Source organism: Bathymodiolus platifrons methanotrophic gill symbiont (assembly GCF_002189065.1).
Taxonomy (GTDB): Bacteria; Pseudomonadota; Gammaproteobacteria; order Methylococcales; family Methylomonadaceae; genus Methyloprofundus.
Window position 1 is genome coordinate 1 of the sequence record NZ_BDMN01000077.1, and the last position, 19,961, is coordinate 19,961.

At 40.8% G+C, this 19,961-nt stretch carries 21 protein-coding genes; 5 read left to right on the forward strand and 16 right to left on the reverse strand.

From position 1 onward, the window contains the following. Positions 1–141 precede the first annotated feature (141 nt). The 8 genes from CDZ78_RS05030 to CDZ78_RS05065 all read right to left on the reverse strand — a co-directional run bounded on the left by CDZ78_RS05030 (position 142) and on the right by CDZ78_RS05065 (position 7,713). On the reverse strand, positions 142–411 hold the full coding sequence (locus tag CDZ78_RS05030; protein WP_087869015.1) for an HD domain-containing protein: 270 nt from the start codon (positions 409–411) through the stop codon (positions 142–144). A 190-nt stretch (positions 412–601) separates the two neighbouring features. Beyond that, on the reverse strand, positions 602–1,009 hold the full coding sequence (locus CDZ78_RS05035) for a single-stranded DNA-binding protein (protein WP_087869016.1): 408 nt from the start codon (positions 1,007–1,009) through the stop codon (positions 602–604). Positions 1,010–1,174: 165 nt separating this feature from the next. Beyond that, the gene (gene thrC / locus CDZ78_RS05040; RefSeq protein ID WP_087869017.1) at positions 1,175–2,269 is read right to left on the reverse strand and encodes a threonine synthase; all 1,095 of its coding nucleotides are present in this window, start codon (positions 2,267–2,269) and stop codon (positions 1,175–1,177) included. 4 nt (positions 2,270–2,273) lie between these two features. Then, entirely contained in the window at positions 2,274–3,584 is a 1,311-nt protein-coding gene (locus CDZ78_RS05045) for a homoserine dehydrogenase (RefSeq protein ID WP_087869018.1), read from the reverse strand. An 85-nt stretch (positions 3,585–3,669) separates the two neighbouring features. Further along, positions 3,670–4,854, reverse strand: coding sequence for an alanine transaminase (gene alaC / locus CDZ78_RS05050; protein WP_087869019.1), 1,185 nt, complete (start codon positions 4,852–4,854; stop codon positions 3,670–3,672). Positions 4,855–5,047: 193 nt separating this feature from the next. Continuing rightward, positions 5,048–6,463, reverse strand: a complete 1,416-nt coding sequence (locus tag CDZ78_RS05055) for a PhoH family protein (protein ID WP_087869020.1) — start codon at positions 6,461–6,463, stop codon at positions 5,048–5,050. After that, positions 6,460–6,939, reverse strand: a complete 480-nt coding sequence (locus CDZ78_RS05060; protein ID WP_087869021.1) for a peroxiredoxin — start codon at positions 6,937–6,939, stop codon at positions 6,460–6,462. Before CDZ78_RS05060 ends, CDZ78_RS05055 begins: the two co-directional genes overlap by 4 nt. A 345-nt stretch (positions 6,940–7,284) precedes the next feature. After that, positions 7,285–7,713, reverse strand: coding sequence for a YcgN family cysteine cluster protein (locus CDZ78_RS05065; protein WP_087869022.1), 429 nt, complete (start codon positions 7,711–7,713; stop codon positions 7,285–7,287). 256 nt (positions 7,714–7,969) lie between these two features. On the opposite strand from CDZ78_RS05065, the gene CDZ78_RS05070 reads away from it, so the two are divergent. Beyond that, positions 7,970–9,136: a nucleotide sugar dehydrogenase gene (locus tag CDZ78_RS05070; protein WP_087869023.1), complete on the forward strand. Its 1,167-nt coding sequence runs from the start codon at positions 7,970–7,972 to the stop codon at positions 9,134–9,136. A 356-nt stretch (positions 9,137–9,492) separates the two neighbouring features. Here the strand turns inward: CDZ78_RS05070 and CDZ78_RS05075 are convergent, their stop codons facing one another. The 7 genes from CDZ78_RS05075 to CDZ78_RS05105 form a co-directional block, all read right to left on the reverse strand. Further along, positions 9,493–9,735, reverse strand: coding sequence for a hypothetical protein (locus tag CDZ78_RS05075; protein WP_087869024.1), 243 nt, complete (start codon positions 9,733–9,735; stop codon positions 9,493–9,495). 45 nt (positions 9,736–9,780) lie between these two features. Continuing rightward, a complete protein-coding gene (locus CDZ78_RS05080) occupies positions 9,781–10,515 on the reverse strand; it encodes an ABC transporter ATP-binding protein (protein ID WP_087869025.1) in 735 nt (244 codons plus the stop codon). After that, positions 10,512–11,264: an ABC transporter permease gene (locus tag CDZ78_RS05085; RefSeq protein ID WP_087869026.1), complete on the reverse strand. Its 753-nt coding sequence runs from the start codon at positions 11,262–11,264 to the stop codon at positions 10,512–10,514. The genes CDZ78_RS05080 and CDZ78_RS05085 overlap by 4 nt, the downstream gene beginning before the upstream one ends. A gap of 159 nt (positions 11,265–11,423) precedes the next feature. Continuing rightward, positions 11,424–11,585 carry a type II toxin-antitoxin system RelE/ParE family toxin gene (locus CDZ78_RS05090; RefSeq protein WP_087869027.1) on the reverse strand — a complete coding sequence of 54 codons (162 nt, stop codon included), beginning with the start codon at positions 11,583–11,585 and terminating at the stop codon, positions 11,424–11,426. A gap of 2 nt (positions 11,586–11,587) precedes the next feature. Then, positions 11,588–11,866 (reverse strand): CopG family ribbon-helix-helix protein, encoded by a 279-nt coding sequence (locus CDZ78_RS05095; protein WP_087869028.1) that lies wholly within the window; start codon positions 11,864–11,866, stop codon positions 11,588–11,590. Between the two features lie 68 nt (positions 11,867–11,934). Beyond that, complete coding sequence (gene murU / locus CDZ78_RS05100) at positions 11,935–12,606, reverse strand: N-acetylmuramate alpha-1-phosphate uridylyltransferase MurU (RefSeq protein WP_087869029.1); 672 nt, start codon at positions 12,604–12,606, stop codon at positions 11,935–11,937. After that, a complete protein-coding gene (locus tag CDZ78_RS05105) occupies positions 12,603–13,610 on the reverse strand; it encodes an aminoglycoside phosphotransferase family protein (protein WP_087869030.1) in 1,008 nt (335 codons plus the stop codon). Before CDZ78_RS05105 ends, murU begins: the two co-directional genes overlap by 4 nt. A gap of 160 nt (positions 13,611–13,770) precedes the next feature. Between CDZ78_RS05105 and CDZ78_RS05110 the strand changes: the two genes are divergently transcribed. The 4 genes from CDZ78_RS05110 (at position 13,771) to rnd (ending at position 19,243) form a co-directional block, all read left to right on the forward strand. After that, positions 13,771–16,131 (forward strand): LPS-assembly protein LptD, encoded by a 2,361-nt coding sequence (locus tag CDZ78_RS05110; RefSeq protein WP_167374183.1) that lies wholly within the window; start codon positions 13,771–13,773, stop codon positions 16,129–16,131. 4 nt (positions 16,132–16,135) lie between these two features. Beyond that, complete coding sequence (locus tag CDZ78_RS05115; RefSeq protein WP_087869035.1) at positions 16,136–17,434, forward strand: peptidylprolyl isomerase; 1,299 nt, start codon at positions 16,136–16,138, stop codon at positions 17,432–17,434. Next, positions 17,427–18,011, forward strand: coding sequence for a DbpA RNA binding domain-containing protein (locus CDZ78_RS05120; protein ID WP_087869032.1), 585 nt, complete (start codon positions 17,427–17,429; stop codon positions 18,009–18,011). The genes CDZ78_RS05115 and CDZ78_RS05120 overlap by 8 nt, the downstream gene beginning before the upstream one ends. 77 nt (positions 18,012–18,088) lie before the next feature. Next, positions 18,089–19,243 carry a ribonuclease D gene (gene rnd / locus CDZ78_RS05125; protein WP_087869033.1) on the forward strand — a complete coding sequence of 385 codons (1,155 nt, stop codon included), beginning with the start codon at positions 18,089–18,091 and terminating at the stop codon, positions 19,241–19,243. A gap of 236 nt (positions 19,244–19,479) precedes the next feature. Here the strand turns inward: rnd and CDZ78_RS21725 are convergent. Next, on the reverse strand, positions 19,480–19,961 hold a 482-nt coding region (locus CDZ78_RS21725), incomplete at its 5' end, for an SRPBCC family protein (RefSeq protein ID WP_087869034.1).

Consider the following 19,961-nt stretch of genomic DNA (forward strand, 5'->3'; position numbering starts at 1 on the left):
ATATTTTGTCGCGTCAGAGGTTATTTAGCAACGTGCCGTAAACAAGGTGTCAGTGCAACTTTGGCAATGACTCTTGTGTTTGAGGGAAAGTTGCCTAAATTTTCTTTATAATTTTATCCAACTGTAAATTACGCTGAGTAGTTACCAATACGGTTTATTTAATGCAAGCCATGCGCCTTGTGACCAATGATCTAAACCACTGTCTTTACCTTGTAATCGTGCTTGAAAACGATCACCATATTTGCCTAAATCGTGAAGTAAACCTGAAATTAAAGCTTCTTCTTCACCTGCTTCCCAGTCAGTTAAATAGAGTTTTGCTTTATTACTGACTGAGTTTAAGTGCTCTTTTAATAAGTGCCATTTATTATATTCATTTGAGCTATGTGCGTAATAAATCTTAGATTTAGTCATGCATTTCCTTTGTCATAAACTAGCATCCATAGCTTAGTTTGCAATAAATGAATTCTGTATTAATTTATACTCAACCCAGATATAACCTCTATACTTCAAAGATATTATTGTTATTTTTGGTTCCTCAACAAATCCTTTATAACTTAATGACGTAAAGATAAATTTTTACATAAGTGCATAACGGTTTACTTTAAAACGGCACATCATCATAACTATCATTTGCAGGATAGTTTTGCTGCGCAGGCGTAGATTGTTGCTGTTGCTGGGCAACACTGCCTTGTTCATTGCGTTTGCCTAACAAATCAATAATATTCGCATTTAATTCCAGGCTAGTTCTAGTTGTACCATCGTTCGCCTGGTACTCACGCTGAGATAATTCACCTGAGACAAATACTTGCTGGCCTTTTTTAAGATAATTCTGTAGCTGACCTTCGGCACGTTTGCCCCATAAAGCAACTCGAACCCATATTGTTTGTTGTCTATCTCCAAAGCCAATATTATTTGCTACGGTGACATTCAATACTGTCTGGCCATTAGGGGTGGTTCTTACTTCAGCATCTCTGCCTACAGTTCCAGTGAAGCTGAAAACATTGCTCATACGAATCTTCCTTTGTTATATATAGAAAACACGTAGGCTGGGTTAGATTTTTTATTGCGTAGCATTAAAAAACGTAACCCGGCAAATATGCGCCGGGTTACGTTATCTGCGCTGCGCTTGCTAATCTGACCCAGCCTACATGAATTTATGTTTGCTTGCTTTTTATTACATATTATCCAGAATTGCTTTCTTCACAGCATCTAGTGATGCATCAATTGATACTGGATGTGCATCAGAACATTGTGAAATAGCTGTCTCTGGATCTTTTAGGCCATTACCTGTCAGAGTGCAGACAATAGTGCTACCTTCTGGGATTTTACCTGAACCTATATCTTTCAAAGCACCTGCTAATGAGGCGGCAGAAGCCGGCTCACAGAAAATACCTTCATAGCTGGCCAGCATTTTTTGCGCAGCCAGTATCTTTTCATCTACAAAGCTATCAAACCAGCCACCTGATTCTTTTTGTGCAGCCCATGCATAGTCCCAGGATTGCGGGTGACCAATACGAATTGCCGTTGCCACTGTTTCAGGGTTATCAATCATTTTGCCTGCAATAAAAGGCGCTGCACCTGCGGCCTGATAGCCACACATAATAGGGCGTTTTGTACTGACAGCTGCTATGCCGTTAGTTTCTGTTGCATATTCGCTGTAGCCTTTCCAGTAAGCGGTAATATTACCTGCGTTACCAACAGGTAGGCAGTGGTAATCAGGGGCTTTGCCTAGAGCGTCAACAATTTCAAATGCCGCTGTTTTCTGGCCATCAATTCTGAAAGGGTTAATTGAGTTAACAATAGTAACCGGTGCGTGGTCAGCTACTTCTTTAACCAGGCTCATGCCTTGATCAAAGTTACCTCTGATCTGGATGATTTGCGCGCCATACATTAAGGTTTGTGCCAGTTTTCCCTGGGCAATTTTACCTTCAGGAATCAAGACAAAAGCGGTGATGCCTGCGCGTACTGCATAAGCGGCTGCAGAGGCTGAAGTATTTCCTGTTGATGCACAAACAATGGCCTCGCTGCTGTTTTCAACAGCCTTGGTTACAGCCATGGTCATACCGCGATCTTTAAAGGATCCAGTAGGGTTCAAGCCTTCATATTTAACGTAAATATCAACATCCTTGCCAATTAGCTTAGGGATGTTTTGCAGTTGAATAAGTGGAGTGTCACCTTCACCTATACTGATAATACGAGTTGAATCACTGACTGGAAGGCGGTCTCTGTAGCGTTCAATTAAGCCTGTGTAGCGTGTTGATGTTGACATCTAATTATCCCAATGTTTCAAGGCGGATGCGTGTTACTTGGCCAGTAACAGAGGCTAAATTTTCGATAGCAGCAATGGCTGCATCCATTTCTTTTTCAATTGTTTTCTGAGTGAGCATAATAATAGGCAGGGTCGTCTCATCATGCTGCGGTTCTTTCTGTATCAGTGCTTCAATGCTGATATTCTGTCTGGCTAAAATATTAGTAATATCTGCCAGTGCCCCGGGCTTATCTTCAACTGTCAGACGCAGGTAATAAGTTGTTTCAATTTCTTCACGAGGCAGGATGGGTAAATCAATAATTGCATCAGGTTGAAAACCCAGATAAGGCACTCTATTTTCTACATCCAGAGTTAAAGAGCGTACCACATCAACAATATCAGCAACGACAGCAGAAGCGGTTGCTTCTGCACCAGCACCAGCACCATAATAAAGGGTAGGGCCAACTGCATCAGCCTGCACTAAAACAGCATTCATAACGCCATCAACATTGGCAATTAAACGGCGTTCAGGAATCAGGGTAGGGTGGACTCTAAGTTCAATTCCTTTTTCTGTTTTGCGTGCAATACCTAAATGCTTGATACGGTAGCCTAGTTCTCCGGCATACTCGACATCAGCCCGAGTGATCTTGGTGATTCCTTCGGTAAACACATTGTCAAATTGCAGCGGAATTCCGAATGCAATAGAGGCAAGAATCATGAGTTTGTGGCCGGCATCAATGCCTTCGACATCAAAAGTCGGGTCGGCTTCCGCATATCCTAGCTCTTGTGCTTCTGCTAGTACATCAGAAAAATCACGGTCTTTATCACGCATTTCTGTGAGGATGAAATTTCCCGTACCATTGATAATCCCTGCAAGCCAGTTGATCTGATTTCCGCTGAGTCCTTCGCGGATAGCTTTAATAATGGGGATGCCGCCGGCAACAGCCGCTTCATAAGTAACCATCACATTAGCTTTGCTAGCAGCAGCAAAAATTTCGTTACCATGTAGAGCAATCAAGGCTTTATTGGCAGTCACAATATGTTTGCCATTGGCTATCGCGTGTAAAACTAGCTCTTTAGCCAGGCTAGTGCCGCCAATTAACTCCAGGATTATTTCAATCTCAGGGTCATTAATAATTTCGTAGGGATCTGTGCTTAGTGTTAAATCCTGAGTATCACACAGGCGTTCGCGCGTCAGGTCTCTTGCTGATGCGCGGGTGATAATAATTTCTCTTCCAGCACGACGTGAGATTTCTTGTGCATTACGTTTTAAAACATTTACCGTACCGCCACCGACAGTACCTAAACCTAAAACGCCAACTTTTACTGGCTTCAAATCAAACTCCTAAGCAGATATGGATTGTGATAATTTTTTTGTAGAGATAGCGGGCTAAAGCCGCGCTCTACAGAGGGAATGTATTTTAAATTAAACCATCTTTTTTAAACATGGCACGTATGCCGCGTATGGCTTGACGGGTACGATGTTCATTTTCTATTAAGCTAAAACGCACATGATCATCGCCAAACTGGCCAAAACCAATACCTGGCGAAACAGCAACCTTGGCATCGGTAATCATTTTTTTACTAAATTCAATCGAGCCCATCTCCTTGTATGCTTCAGGGATAGGTGCCCAGACAAACATGGTTGCCCTGGGTTTTTCTACGTTCCAGCCGATTGAGTTCAGGCCATCACAGAGTACATCTCGACGCTCTTTATACATGGCGCAAATTTCTTTTACACAATCTTGCGGCCCTTCCAGAGCGGTAATTGCAGCGATCTGAATTGGTGTGAACATACCGTAATCCAGATAGGATTTAATGCGTGCAAGTGCAGCAACCAGTTCTTTATTGCCACACATAAAGCCTACTCGCCAACCAGGCATATTGTAGCTTTTTGATAAGGAAAAGAACTCGACAGCCACTTCTTCTGCGCCAGGCACTTGTAGTATTGAAGGCGCTTTATAGCCATCAAAAACAATATCAGCATAGGCAATATCGTGCACTACCCAGATTTTATGCTCTCTGGCGACAGCAATGATTTTTTCAAAGAAATCAAGCTCAACGCATTGTGTGGTTGGGTTGCCAGGGAAATTAAGAATTAGCATTTTCGGCTTAGGCCATGATTCAGCGATAGCCTTATGCAATTCTTCAACAAAATCGACGCCAGGTACCATTTTGACGTGTCTTAAATCTGCGCCAGCGATAACGATCCCATACGGGTGTATGGGATAGGCCGGATTAGGTACCATTACTGTATCACCAGGTCCCAGTGTTGCTAAAGCCAGGTGTGCCAGGCCTTCTTTAGAGCCAATGGTAACGATCGATTGTGTTTCGGGATCTAAATCAACATCAAAACGGTCTTTATACCAGTTACAGATCGCGCGTCTAAGTCTGGGAACACCGCGGGAAACTGAATAGCGGTGGGTGTCAGCTCGTTGAGTCGCTTCCACCATTTTGTCTACTATATGTTTTGGCGTAGGCTGATCTGGGTTGCCCATGCCGAAATCAATAATATCTTCGCCTTGTGCTCGTGCTTCTGCTTTTAAATCATTAACAATGTTAAAGACATAAGGCGGTAGGCGACTAATACGGTGAAATTCTTCCATTGGGTACTCTTAAAACGGCTATATTATGTTAGTGAAGTGGCATATGATAAAACTCAACCCTGTAATTTACTGTTGTTAACCAGACATGTCAAATTAAGCCGTATTATGGAGTATTCTTTAGCCCGCCAATATTAGAACAAGCTTGATAACAGCGAGCTAAAGCCATGCCCTACGTTTCTGATATTAGAGGTTTTTATAAAACCTCGGAGGCATGATCAGCCAGTCGTGATCGTTCACCGCGTCTAAGCGTAATATGAGCGCCATGCTCCCATGATTTAAATTTATCCACTACATAGGTTAAACCGGAGCTGGTTGCGGTTAAATAAGGCGTGTCAATTTGCGATAGATTGCCGATGCAGATGATTTTTGTGCCTGGCCCGGCACGGGTAACCAGGGTTTTAAGCTGCTTTGGAGTCAGGTTTTGTGCCTCATCAATAATAAGATAGCGGTTCAGGAAAGTTCGGCCACGCATAAAGTTAAGTGAACGAATTTTAATTTTGTTCATCAGGATGTTTTTGGTGACATCCTTTTCCCAGTCAGTATCCTCTTCCTGTTTGCCTAGTAACTCCAGATTGTCTATCAATGCGCCCATCCAGGGAGCCATTTTTTCTTCTTCAGTACCAGGTAGAAAACCGATGTCTTCACCGACTGGAACCGTTTCCCGAGTCATTACGATTTCGTGGTAGAGCTTGTCGTCCATGGTTTGCGTTAGCCCCGCCGCCAGGGCTAATAATGTTTTTCCTGTACCGGCGGTGCCTAATAAGGTAACAAAGTCGATTTCAGGGTCCATTAATACATTAAAAGCAAAATTCTGCTCCCGGTTTTTGGCAAAAACGCCCCAGGCGGAGTGATGTCCTTCCCGGTAATTAATAGCGAGTTCCAGTGTCGCTGTATCATTATCGACTGAACGCACAATAGCTTCAAAATCAGAGTTATCTTCTATATATAGGTATAGGTATTGGTTAGGGTACCAGTCGAGTACCAGAGGGCCTTCAAGCTTGTAATAAGTGCGGCCATCTTCTATCCATGATTGCATTTTATTACCATGGGTTTCCCAAAAATCAGTGGGCAGGGAAGTTGCTCCACTATAGAGTAAGTCAATATCATCCAGTGTTTGGTCGCTATGATAGTCCTCAGCCTTTAATTCCAGCGCCGCTGCCTTAATACGCATATTAATATCTTTAGAGACTAATATGACTTGTGTGTCAGGGAATTGATTGACTAAAGTTAGAACAATACTCAAAATTGAGTTATCAGCGAGATTGCCAGGCATGGAGTCGGGCAGGGCGGCAGTCATCTGCTGAGTCTGAAAATACAAACGACCATCTAAAGCACTTTCGTTTTGCCCCGAGCTTTGTAATTGTGATAACGGTAGGCCTTCTTTAATATCCTCCTGGCTTCTACCTTTGAGTAAATCATCAATAAAGCGGCTGACTTGACGTACATTTCGTGCAACTTCGGTTCTGCCTCTTTTGCCATGATCCAGTTCTTCCAGTACCACCATGGGAATAAAAATATTATGTTCCTGAAAATGAAATAATGCCGCAGGATCATGCATTAATACATTGGTATCCAGAACAAATAATTTCTTTTTCGCGCTAATATTCATGACTCACTCTCCAGCTCTGATAATTTTTGCAAAACTTCATCAAGATGAACTTTAACTTTTACTTTACGCCATTCGTGAATTAACACGCCATCAGGATCAATTAAAAAAGTACTGCGCTCTATCCCCAGCACTTTTTTCCCGTACATGTTTTTCATTTTGATCACATCAAATAAGTTACATAACACTTCTTCTTTATCGGAAAGTAAGTCAAACGGGAAATTCTGTTTAGTTTTAAAGCCTTCATGTACGCGCACGCTATCACGAGAAACGCCGAGGATAACAGTATTGTGCTGCTCAAACTGGGCGATATTGTCGCGAAAATTCTGCCCTTCTGTGATGCAACCAGGCGTATTGTCCTTTGGATAAAAATACAACAGTACATATTTTCCTTGATAGTCGGATAACTGGATGCTTTTATCGCCGGTAGAAGGGGCTTCAAAATTGCTTACTGGTTTACCTATACTGACAGTGGACATACTGGCTCCTTGAGGAAAGAATGATTTTTGTTTAGCCTAGCACAAATATGCAAGAAGAGGAGGGCTTGTTGGTATTTTGAGTTGAGCATTAGTTTCTAAAGTAGTCGAAATGTATAGTACTTTATTCAGCTACCTGTACTTAAAAAGACAGGGTAAGGGTTTGGCTTATTATGGAAATGTACTGCTGGGTGCAGCATCGCATGCCCTATTGTAAAATTGATTGAGATAATATAATGGTTTTTATATTAACTTTTATTTTTAGGTCATACGTTTTATAGCAGAACCTTAAAAAGGTAACCTGGCATTGAGGATATTTTCGTTAAGCAGACTATATAATCGAATATATTATTCCAGCCACTCAATAATATGCTCTTGCAGGTCGTCGATTTGAGATTCTTTCATAGCAAAACTGCTAATGGAAACGCCTGCTTCTTTAACGCTTTCCTGGGTGCCTGAAATTAAGGGGTGCCAGTCGGCTAAAGGCTTGCCATCGCTTAATAGGCGATACGCACAAGTGGCAGGGAGCCAGGTATATTCAGAAAAATCATGTTGCTTTAAGTCAATACACTCAGGAACTAGTGTGGTGCGCTCAGAATACCGGGTACAGCGACAAGTATCCAGGTTGATTAGGTCACAAACGACGCTGGTAAAAAATATATCACCACTGTCTTCATCTTCTAGTTTATTTAAGCAGCACTTTGCACAGCCATCACATAAAGACTCCCATTCAGCGGTGGACATTTCGGCTAATGTTTTTGTTTCCCAGAATTTCATAGATTGTTGGTTAAGCTAGGCTCAGTATAATTGTGAACAGTAAAGTACGAAGTAGGGCGTGGCTTTAGCCCGCCGGTTACATGCTACAAGCGGGCTAAAGCCACGCCCTACAGACAATGGTAAGATGATAGCATGCTTAGTTCATTTCTGGAGCGGTGTGTCTGTTAGATTATGGTGATTTATCATTGCGTTCCTCTTATAATAAGCGACTGCCAAGTTGGCTAGAGTAGGTTAAATATAGAATCAGGATGAAAAAATGAAAATCGCTATAGCAGGAACCGGGTATGTTGGTCTGTCTAATGCAATGCTGTTAGCACAAAATCATGAGGTAGTTGCTGTTGATATTGTTGCTGAGAAAATTGATTTACTCAATGCGAAAAAATCACCTATTGTTGATGCTGAAATAGAAGATTTTCTGCAGAATAAAGACCTAAATTTTACCGCTACTCTGGATAAGCAAGCTGCTTATAAGAATGCTGACTTTGTAATTATCGCCACGCCTACTGACTACGATACCGAAACTAACTATTTCAATACCCAGTCAGTTGAAGCGGTTATTAAAGAGGTTATGCAGATTAACCCAGATGCTGTGATGGTTATCAAGTCAACGGTACCGGTAGGTTATTGTGCGCAAATTAGCCGGGAGTTTAATTGTAATAATATTATTTTCTCGCCAGAATTTTTAAGGGAAGGGCGAGCTTTATATGACAACCTTCACCCTTCTCGTATTATTGTCGGTGAACGCTCAAAAAGAGCCGAGACATTTGCAGGTTTACTGGTTGAAGGCGCAATTAAAAAAGAGATAGCGGTGTTATTTACTGATTCCACGGAAGCCGAGGCCGTCAAGTTATTCTCAAATACCTATCTGGCGATGCGGGTGGCTTATTTTAATGAGCTGGATAGTTATGCAGAAACACATGGCTTGAATACCCGGCAAATTATTCAAGGAGTCGGTCTGGATCCACGTATTGGTAGTCACTATAACAACCCTTCGTTTGGTTATGGTGGTTATTGCCTACCTAAAGATACCAAGCAATTAAGGGCTAACTATCAAAATGTGCCTAATAGTTTAATTAGTTCGATTGTCGAGGCCAATAGCAAGCGTAAAGATTTTGTTGCTGATTCGGTTATTAAGCGCAACCCTAAAGTTGTGGGTATTTATCGCTTAATTATGAAAAGTGGTTCTGATAACTTTCGTGCCTCTTCTATTCAGGGAATTATGAAACGCATTAAAGCAAAGGGTATTGAAGTTATTGTTTATGAACCGGTATTTGATGAAGGTGATTTCTTTAATTCAAAAGTAATCAATGATTTATCGGAGTTTAAACAAAAAGCAGATGTGATTGTTGCTAACCGACTAGATGATGAGCTTAAAGATGTAGAGACCAAAGTTTATACGCGTGACTTATTTGGAAGTGACTAGCGCAATTATTGAATTGATGGATTATTCCCTGTAGAGCGGGCTTTATAGGCTGTGAAAGTATTCAAAAAAATCCCTCTCCTTAGTTAAGGAGGGGCTAGGGGAGGATTGATAAAACTAATCATATAATATCAATGACATATGCTTTTATACGATCCCCCCTCAATCCCCCCTTCTCAAGGGGGGAGGCTAAAAGCAAATACTTTCACAGCCTCTTTAGTCCGCTATGGAAAGCGAATTTATGGGTTAAAGCTTATTTTATCACGCCTCTGACACTATTAGTTTAATTATAAGAGGCCACGTGAAACTCTTTGCCTGGCCGGTTTAACCCTATTAAAAAGGTGTAATAAGGGCAATATTTAGGGATAAATTACTTTAGGCTCAAAGTTTGCGGCAGGATATTTAGGGTCATAAACTGATTTTTCGCCAGTGAAAGATGTAGCACTACTTCCCTGAGCCTGGACTGCTGATTTATCAAGATAAATCACTTTTGGCTGAAAATTGGCTGCTGGGTATTTGCTGTCGTCGCGATTAGCCGAGCTAATACCAGGAGCTAAAAGAATTGCAGCACTGAGGGTGCTTATAATTAGTGGTGATTTCATATGACCTCGTTCTCCATTTATGGTTTTTTATTGTCTACAGAGCACCTATAATAACTCAGTTATTTCCGGATGATCAATAAATAACTGTTGTCTAAATTGCTCTATTTTTATTTCCTGATTCCTATCTTTTCTGGGAATGGTAACAGGGACTTCTGAAATGACTGTCATTGGACTACTGCTGAGAAAAATAAGGCGGTCAGCTAGGGTAATGGCTTCACGTAAATCGTGGCTTACAAATAGTACTTTATGTGCTCGCGTTGTCCATAGTTCAATTAGTAATTGCCGTGCCTGACGTGCTGTTGGAGGATCTAGCGAAACAAATGGCTCATCCATTAGCAGTAAATCAGGGTCAGTAGCAAACGCCCGAATGATAGAAACCCGGCGACTCATGCCTAAAGACAAATGTTCCGGAAAGCTGTCTTTTTCATTTGCCAGTCCCATACTGTCCAGTAAAAACTCCAGAGTTTCAGGTTTTGCGGTTGTGGCTAATTGAATATTCTCTCGCACAGTGCGCCAGGGGAGTAATCGTGGGTTCTGAAAGACGTAGCCTACTTTTGGCTGTGCATGTTTTGGCTGCAATTCAATAGAGCCAGAGAACTTTGTATCCAGGTTAGCCAGGATATTTAATAAAGTTGTTTTTCCGCAGCCTGAAGGCCCCACCAGACAAACAAATTCATTATTATTCAGGTTAATCTTTAAGTCTTTGATAATCTGCTTAGTTTTATTATTAGCAGGGTTGATATAGGATTTATCACTAATATGAATAGCAAGTTGACTCATCGACGCCACCTTTGTGCTTTTTTATCCAATGGTTTAAGTATCAATATTTCAATGCCTTGAATCAGAGTTACGAAGGCGATGGTGTAGGCTAAAATACTAGCCACATCAAATAACTGGAAAAATAAATGTAACTGGTAACCCATGCCATCACTGCGCCCCAGCATTTCTACAACCAGAACGATTTTCCAGATTAACGCCAGACCTGAACGGGTTGCGGCCATAACGAAAGGGTGTAGTTGTGGCCAGATGACATGACGTAAGGTTTTACTTTTACTAAAGCGATAACACTTTGCCATATCTAACAAGTCCTTATCCAGCGCACGCGTTCCTTCGCGGATAGTAACAATCACATTGGGTAATTTATTGATTACCACGGCAAGAATAGCAGCCGATTCTACCAGCCCAAACCAGACATAACAGAGAATAATCGTGACCAGAGCGGGGACGTTTAAAAAAATAACCAGCCAGTTATCAAAAAAACAATCTAGTTGCTTATGTCTTCCCAGGGTGATGCCAATAGCACAACCGAGTAGCATGGCTATGCTGAAACTAAGTAACAGCCGGTATAAGGTCTTGCTTAAATGATAGGGTAATTGTCCGCTGTTGATTTCATCAATAAGTACATTGGCGACGACAAAAGGCGTGGGCAGAGTAATGGTGTTTAAATAAATGGCAAGGCCATACCAAAGCGCTAAAAAAAGACTGATGGAGAGTAAGGCAAGTACCGAGGGACGGAAGGTAAAGGGCATATTAATCAAGTATTAAGCTTTCTGCCTTATTGATTTTCCCACTTGGCAGGTTTGAATTGTGACTCATGAAAGACACGAAGTATTTGTATTTCGTTGTTTACAATTTGATAAGGTATCGTATAAGGAAGGTTGGGAATATGCCATTCCAGGATATCCTGGTCAACTTTGACAATGCCTAAATAGGGATGCATTTTTTAATAAATGCAAAGACTTTTTTATTCTTTGCGCTACTTTTCTTGATGCCGCCGGATTCTCTTTAGCGATAAAATCCTTAATCTCTTTTAAGTCTGCTATTGCATAAGGGAGCAGAATAATTCTCATTGTTATTTAATGAATATATCCACTTCAGGTATCGTTAATTCATTTTCTTCTCCCCAGGAATCTAACCAGGTCTCAGTGGCAGCATGAGAAATAAACTCGCCTTTATCTGCTTGTTTTTTTGCCTCTTGAATAGCCTTCATTTTCCATTCATTCCTATTTACATACTCGGCAATCGCTTTTATAGCAATTTGGGACTGCGAGCGATGAGATAGTGCACTCATTTCTTTAAGGCTGGTTTTAAGTTCCTCAGGGATACGCATAGAAAATGCTGTCGTAGTCATTTTATTTAAGCCAGGTAGTGTAAGACACTTACTTACAATGTGCTTAAATGGTAAAAAAGTCAATCGATTTATCTAGCTTTGCGCATGCATAAATTTAATTCTTGCAAGCGTTCGGGAGTACCAATATCCATCCACAAACCATGATGTAACTCACCAGTTATTCGTTTTGCTTGCATGGCGGTTTTTAGTAGCGGGGCGAGTGCAGATTTTCCAGGGCAGATATTAGCAAATAAATCCGGATGGTAAAGTCCTATGCCACTGTAAGTATATTTGGACCCACCTTCAGCGCTAAGTATGGACTGAGGTTTTAGCGAAAAATCACCTGTAGGGTGGTGCGCAGGGTTATTGACTAAAATAAGGTGGCCCAGATCAATCTCTTTGTTAACCAGGGTTTGTAAAGGGAAATCGCAGCTGATATCGCCATTAACCACTAAAAAAGGGGAGTCGCCTAGCAAGGGCAAGGCGTTTTTGATACCACCTGCGGTTTCTAACCCAATTGCACCTTCATGGGAATAGTGGATATTTGCTTGATACTGGTGGCCATCTCCCAGATAGTTTTGAATTTGTAGGCCTAAATAGGCCAGGTTAATAATAATGTCAGTAATGCCAGCTTTAACCAAAGCCTCGATGGTATAGACAATAAGTGGCTTTCCTGCCGCGATTAATAAAGGCTTGGGAGTATGGTCAGTGAGTGGGCGCATTCTTTCACCACGTCCAGCTGCCAGAATCATTGCTTTCATAATGAGCGTTTGCTGGCAGGCAATACGACTTGCACTAATAGGGAATGAAAATCCTGTAGTTCGGGATAACGCTGACTGATATTAATAACGTAATTCAAGGTGCGTGGAATATCACCCATATAGGCGTTTTTCCCATCTCTGATATTAAGCCGCGAGAAAATACCAATTGCCTTTAGGTGTCGTTGTATGCCCATCAGGTCAAAATCACGTTTGAATTGACTAAAGTCGCACTGCACAATATTGGCCTGTTTAAGTTGCTGGTAATAGGGTTTTAGACAGCTCTCGATTTGTTCATCAGTCCAGCTTATATAGCAATCTCTTAATAAGGAAACCGCATCATAAGTGACCGGACCAATGACAGCATCCTGAAAATCAATAATTCCCGGATTATCATTGCTCAGGTGCATCAAATTACGCGAATGATAATCTCTATGCACACAGACTTGAACCTGTTGTAGCGCCGAGTCAATTAACAGGGAATTACTCGCTTCAATAATAGCCAGTTGTTCAGCATTAAGTTTTAAGTCACATTGCTGGCTTAGAAACCAGTCACTAAATAGGTCTAGCTCTGTTTGTAGTAATTGTGCATCATAGTGGGGTAATGCGCAGCTAGTTATGTCTACGTTTTTTTGTAATGTGATCAGGCTGTCCAGTGCATCCTTATATAAAGGTTCTACCGTTGTTTCATCTAGTTTGTCTAATAGGCAATGCGAACCAAAGTCTTCGAGTAGTAAAAATCCTTGCTGGGTATTTTGGTGAATGATATGCGGTACATTGACTTGTGCCTGTTCAAACAATTGTGCGACTTTTATAAAAGGGGCGGTATCTTCTTTGTCGGGTGGTGCATCCATAACAATATAATGCTGTTGTTGATGCTGCACTCTAAAATAGCGCCTAAAACTGGCATCACTGGAAGCCGTTTCAAATTGCGTTATATTTAAGTTTAGGTCGTTTGTTAACCATTGAAGAATGGCTTTTGCTCTTGCATCGCTTGCCGTTATCATTCTTTTATCAAAGAGGCCTGAAAAGTAAGGTAAAATGGACGCCGGTTATTTTATGATATTTTGCCTGGCTGTGTGGGCTTTATTAGAATTTATATTTTCAGTTTTTTTTAAAATATACATGTTGCTGCGTTTATTACTATTTTTTGTCAGTATATCAGTTTTGATAGCAAAAACCGTTGAGGCGAATGAGCTAGAATCGAAATGTAATGCAAGCACAACGGAGCAGCGGTGCGATTTTTCTAAAGTTGAGAAACAGTTAGAAGAACAAGAGAGTAGGTTTTGGTTCAAGAAGACTTTTGATCAGCAGCGAGAACAGGTTTTTATGCGTCTGAGAACAGAGTTTGATCAAGACCCCTGGTCTGCCTGTCGCTTAAGATTAGGTACGCAACCCATATTTTCTGTCGATAAACAGATGCGTGCACAGACGCCCATGGATATTTTTGCTAGTAGTAGTGAAATGTTTGATGCTGAGTTTATTAGCTTATCTGGCAACGTAGATTTGCAACGTGCAGACCAGCACCTGATGGCAAACCAGGCTGATTATAATCAGGCTTCAGGGGTACTCGATTTATATGGTGATATTACTTATAGTGATGGGGGTATGGCGTTAAATAGTACTTCTGCACTAGTTAATATGCAGGAAGATTCATCTTTGCTGCGTAATGTATCCTTTATTATTCCGTCTTCTCCGATACGTGGTAGCGCCGATGTTGTTTATCGCGATAGTCCGACATTCAGCCGTTATAAAGAAGTAACCTATACGGCATGCGAACCAGGCAATCAGGACTGGATGTTGCATGCTTCTAAAATGAAGGTCAATGATGAAACAGGGCGGGTAGCGGTAAAGCATGGCTGGCTAGAGTTTAAAAGCGTTCCTGTTTTGTATTTCCCATATGGTTCTTTTCCTATTGATGATCGGCGACTGACAGGTTTATTAACTCCAACGATAGGTCTTTCTGGGCGTAGTGGTGTTGATATTGGTTTGCCCTTTTACTGGAATATTGCACCTAATTATGATGTGACATTAGCACCACGCTATATGACCGAACGAGGCTTTATGTTTGGCGCTGATTTTCGTTATCTCTGGCATAGGACAACAGGTAAAATTAATTTTGAAATAATGCCTGAGGATAAGCAAACAGAGACTTTGCGTTGGGGAGGAAGTTTTCTAAAAAGGACGCAGTTTACAGATCACCTGAGTATGAATATCAATGCCAACTATGTATCTGATAGTGCTTACTTTTCTGATTTAGATGGTTCGCTGGGCCTGAATAATCGTAACCGGTATTTAGAAAGCAATGGTAGTATCGCCTATAATTTGCCGTGGTTGTCAATGAGTGCCCGGATTGATAATTATCAAAATATAGACCCAGGTGCGAGTGATCAAAATGTTCCTTATCGACGCTTACCGCAGCTAAAGCTGGATATGTTCAAGTCGTTTGATGGTTTGCCTCTGGATATGAAGCTAGATAGTGAATATGTGTATTTTCAGCGACATTTTCCTGATGGAAGGCCACAGGGGCAGCGTTTTAATATTAAACCTGAAATTAGTTTTCCTTTTGTTTCTCAAGCAGGATTTGTTGAGCCTAAAGTTGCCATGCAACATACACAATACTGGCTGGATAGTGAGACAACGTCTGGAGCAGTGAGTTTAAGTAAAACCCTACCTATCATATCGGTAGATAGTGGTTTGTTTTTTGAAAGAGACTTTGAGTCATTAACGCATACCATAGAGCCGCGTTTATTTTATTTATATGTTCCTTATACTGACCAAAGTGATTTGCCTAATTTTGATACTTCTTTGTATGATTTTACGGCCAGTCAGTTATTTAGAGATAATGAGTTTAACGGTGTTGATAAAACGCAGAATGCTAATCAGCTAACAACCGCCTTAACAACTCGTCTGGTGCAAGACGGGCGAGACCGATTGAAACTGACCGTAGGTGAGATTTTTTATTTTGCAGATAGAAAAGTTAATTTAATAGGAAACCAGCCACGTACAGAACTATTCTCAAATTTAATCACTGAATTTAGTAGTGAAATTACAGATGAATTAAAATTTATTTCTTCTATGCAATGGAGTTTTAAAGAGAATGAAGTGAACCGGGGCAATGCTGATTTACGTTATCGTGGTCTGAATAATAATGCGATTTTTAATATTGGCTACCGTTTTCAACAGCGACAACTGGAGTTTGGACGATTTGCCCAGAATCAGGTTGTTGCCTCGGCTATGGTTCCCATTTATGATGGCTGGAGTGCTATTGGTTTATACCGTTATTCGATACTTGATAAAAAAAATCTAGAGTATTTTATCGGCGTGGAAAAGGATAGTTGTTGTTGGCGTTTTAGAGTGATTTATCGTCAGTTTCTACTGAGTATGGATTCCGGAGGTTTTGCAGGAGCAGAGCCACAGAATTCCATCTTTTTTCAACTGGAATTAAAAGGCTTTACCAGTCTGGGTGAGAAGGTAGATGAGTTCTTACTGGATAATATATCAGGATATAGAAAACCAACTTATTAATAAGATGAGAAAAAAAATTACACAGAGTATTGGAATATTATTGCTGATAGTAGGTAGCTTTCAGGTGTCCGCAGCTGAATATCTGGATGGCATAGTGGCTGTCGTTGAGGAAGGTATTATCCTGGAAAGTGAGTTAGCACAAGAGGTAGCTTCAGTTGTGATCAAATTAAAGGCTAGTAATGTCCAGACTCCACCAGAAAATATTTTGTATAAACAGGTACTGGAGCGTTTAATTATAGATGCCTTGCAAACCCAGTTGGCGCAGAGGGCAGGAATTAAAGTATCAGATGAAATGTTAAATGGTTCGCTGCAAGCGATTGCTCAGCAAAATGGTATGGATTTTGAGGGTTTTAAGCAGGAAATAGAATTACAAGGGATGAATTATGAGGCGTTTAAAGAGAGCGTGCGTAAAGAAATTGTTATTAATCAATTACGCAGCCATGAGATTGGCGCTCGGGTAAAAGTGTCTGAGCAAGAGATTGATCATTACCTTGATACTGAAATCAGCGCAGCAGATCAAAAAGTACAATACTTGCTAGGACATATTTTAATTGCTGTTTCAGAAGGAGCCTCTGCAGCGACAATACAGGCTGAAGATGCAAAGGCTCAATCAGTCACAGAACAATTAAGGTTGGGTGGAGATTTTAAACAAATGGCGGTTAGTGTTTCAGACGGTGAAAATGCATTACAAGGCGGGGGGTTAGGCTGGCGTACCTTAAATCAGTTACCCACGCTTTTTGTTGATGTGGTTAAAACGATGAGTAAAGGCGACATAGCAGACCCTATTCGTAGCCCGGGAGGGTTTCATATCCTTAAATTAATAGATATTACAGGTGCCCGTTCGCATATTATTACTGAAACACAGGTGCGTCATATTCTCATTAAAACCAATGAGTTAATTAATGACCAGGAAGCACAGAGGCGCTTGCAGTTGATTTCGGCTCGAATTGCCGATGGCGATGATTTTGCAGTTTTAGCCAAGGCTAACTCTGATGATACTGGCTCTGCATTAAAGGGAGGCGATCTAGGCTGGGTTATCCCCGGTTTATTAGTACCTCCTTTTGAAAAAGCAATGGGTAAGCTTGAGGTAAATGAATTAAGTGAGCCTGTGCAAACTCAGTTTGGTTGGCATTTGATTCAGGTTTTAGAGCGGCGCAATAAAGATAATAAGGAACAACAAAAGCGTAACCAGGCGCGTGATGATATACGTAAAAGAAAAATTGAAGAAGAAACGGGCTTATGGTTAAGGCGTTTACGTGATGAAGCTTATGTTGATATTCGTTTAGGGGCTTTAAATGAATAACAATAAGAATGCCTGTGGAGAAATAGCAAAACAGTTAAGTCTGGAAAAGCAATTAAAGAAAGTGCTTGCTAATGAGGACTTAAGCGCGAATAAGGCCTTGATTGAAGTTAGCGCACGCCATTTAAAATTAGATTATCTGGATTTGGCCGCTGCTTTACTATTTATTAACGACCCCCAGCCGCAACTTAGTGAATTTGCAAATAACAAGTTCACGGTAGAAAAACAAAAATCCTATGAATTATTACATGCACAAATGGTTCGTTACCGTATTGAAGTGGGTCGTATCCATAGAGTAAGTGTTAACCTTATTAAAGATACTCTTGTCGAAGAGGCGGGTGTTGAACGCAAGAAAATTGGTTATGTGGATATCTTTGAACATTATACTGTTTTGAGCCTACCGCCAGGGATGCCTGTTGAGGTTTTACAATCCTTTAAAGAAGTGGAAATAAATCAAAAAAACCTGGATATTAAACGTCTCAGTGGTGCAGGAAAAAAATACCAGGCAGAAAAAAATTATCGACGTGGCACGCGTAGGCATTATCTAGCGGCTAATAAAAAGAAAGTTGGAAAATCTTAATGTCGGTTTTAAAATGTTGTGTGGCTGAGTGTTTGATATTCAGTGTGAACTCTATTCTTATAAAAAATTAAAAAAGCATGAATGAAATTCAGTTTATAGATTCTGTAGCTGAGCTACAAGACCTTTGCCAAAAGATGAAATCAGAACCGTGGCTTGCGATTGATACTGAGTTTCTACGGGAAAAAACCTATTACCCAAAGTTTTGTTTATTACAAATTGCAACGCTGGAATGGGTTGCCTGTGTTGACCCTATTGCTCTGGAAGGGCATCTTGATGAACTATTTTCTATTATCAATGATCCGGCAATCATCAAGGTTTTACATTCTTGTCGTCAAGATGTAGAGATTTTTTATCAGCTCAGTGGGAAATTACCAGCCCCTGTTTATGATACCCAGATAGTAGCGCCTTTACTGGGATTCCAGGAAAACACAGGGTATGCCATGCTGGTTTCTGGCTTTTTAAATATAAACCTGAGCAAAATACATACGCGAACCGACTGGAGTCAGCGACCTTTATCAGCCGAGCAAGTTCAATATGCTGCAGATGATGTCATTTATTTAGCTCAGATTTATCAGATGATGCAGCAGAAATTGCAAGCATTGGGGCGTCAAGATTGGTTGAAAGAGGACTTTGAGCAATTGATGAATGAGGAGCTATATGATATTCCTCCTGAAAATGCCTGGTTAAAAATACGTGGAAAAAATAAATTAACCGGTAAACAGTTAGCGATTGTACAGGTGTTAGCAGAGTGGCGTGAGCAAGTTGCAAAAAAAGACAATAGACCTAAGAACTGGATTTTGCGTGATGAGCTTATTCTGGATATGGCAAAATTACAGCCTGATAATTTACAGTCGCTGTCTGAAATTCGAGGCATGAATGATGGTTTTGTCAGACGTAGTGGCAAGCAAATTTGTCAGTTAATTGTTAAAGCGAAGGACTTGCCTGGACTAAAATTAAAAAGTAAGGGCTCAAATAAAAAAACGCAGCAACAAGAGGCAGTTCTGGATATATTAACCGGAGTAGTACGGTTACGGGCCGATGAGAACTCATTAAACCCAGTTATTCTAGCTACTCGCAAGGAGCTAGAGCAATTGATACTTGATGACCAGGATAGTCCGTTATTACATGGCTGGCGATATAGTATGGTTGGGCAGGAATTGCAGGAGTTATTACTAGGTAAAGTGTCGGTATCAATCGATAAGCAAAGCTTGTCTTTGCAGGCTATAGAATAAACGGCTATTAAAAATGGGTAGGGCGGGGCTTTAGAGGCTGTGAAAGTATTCAACAAAATCCCCCTCCTGTTAAGGAGGAGTTAGGGGAGGTTTGGTATATTAAAACTAATCACGTAATATCAATGATATATGTTTTTTATACGATCCCCCCCTCAATCCCCCCTTCTCAAGGAGGGAGGCTAAAAGCAGATACTTTTACAGTCTCTTTAGCCCTCCTTTAGATCTTCTGAGGTTTTTTAGTCGCTCGAAAAGTGTGTTTTTAAATTACTAAGTGTGACAAAGGCTGCATTGGTGACACCTTGATTAGCAATGGTAGCAGGAATAACACCCGCTGGGTCTCCATGCATCTGATAAGTAATGTGAATTGAAGACCTGTTGATTATCTTGAATTGCCAGAAGCCATCAGAGTAACGCATTTGTACTGTGTTTCCTTGTTCGGGTAATTGCTTACGCGGGATATTTTTTAATTGCCAGGTATAGAGGCTATTTTTTTGCTCAAATTGCAGCTGAGACTGCATCACGGTATAGCGGTTATTTAATGGCCAGGGTAAGTTACTGAGTTTATAAATATAGTCCTCACTTAAGTTAAGCATTTTGATGCATTTATAGCGCCAGGCTGGGCAGAAACTGGCATTTTTAATAAATGATAATAGCTCTTCCAGGTTGGTGTTCAGCGTTACTTCACCCCGAAATTCTTTATAATCAGAATAGGGAAGCG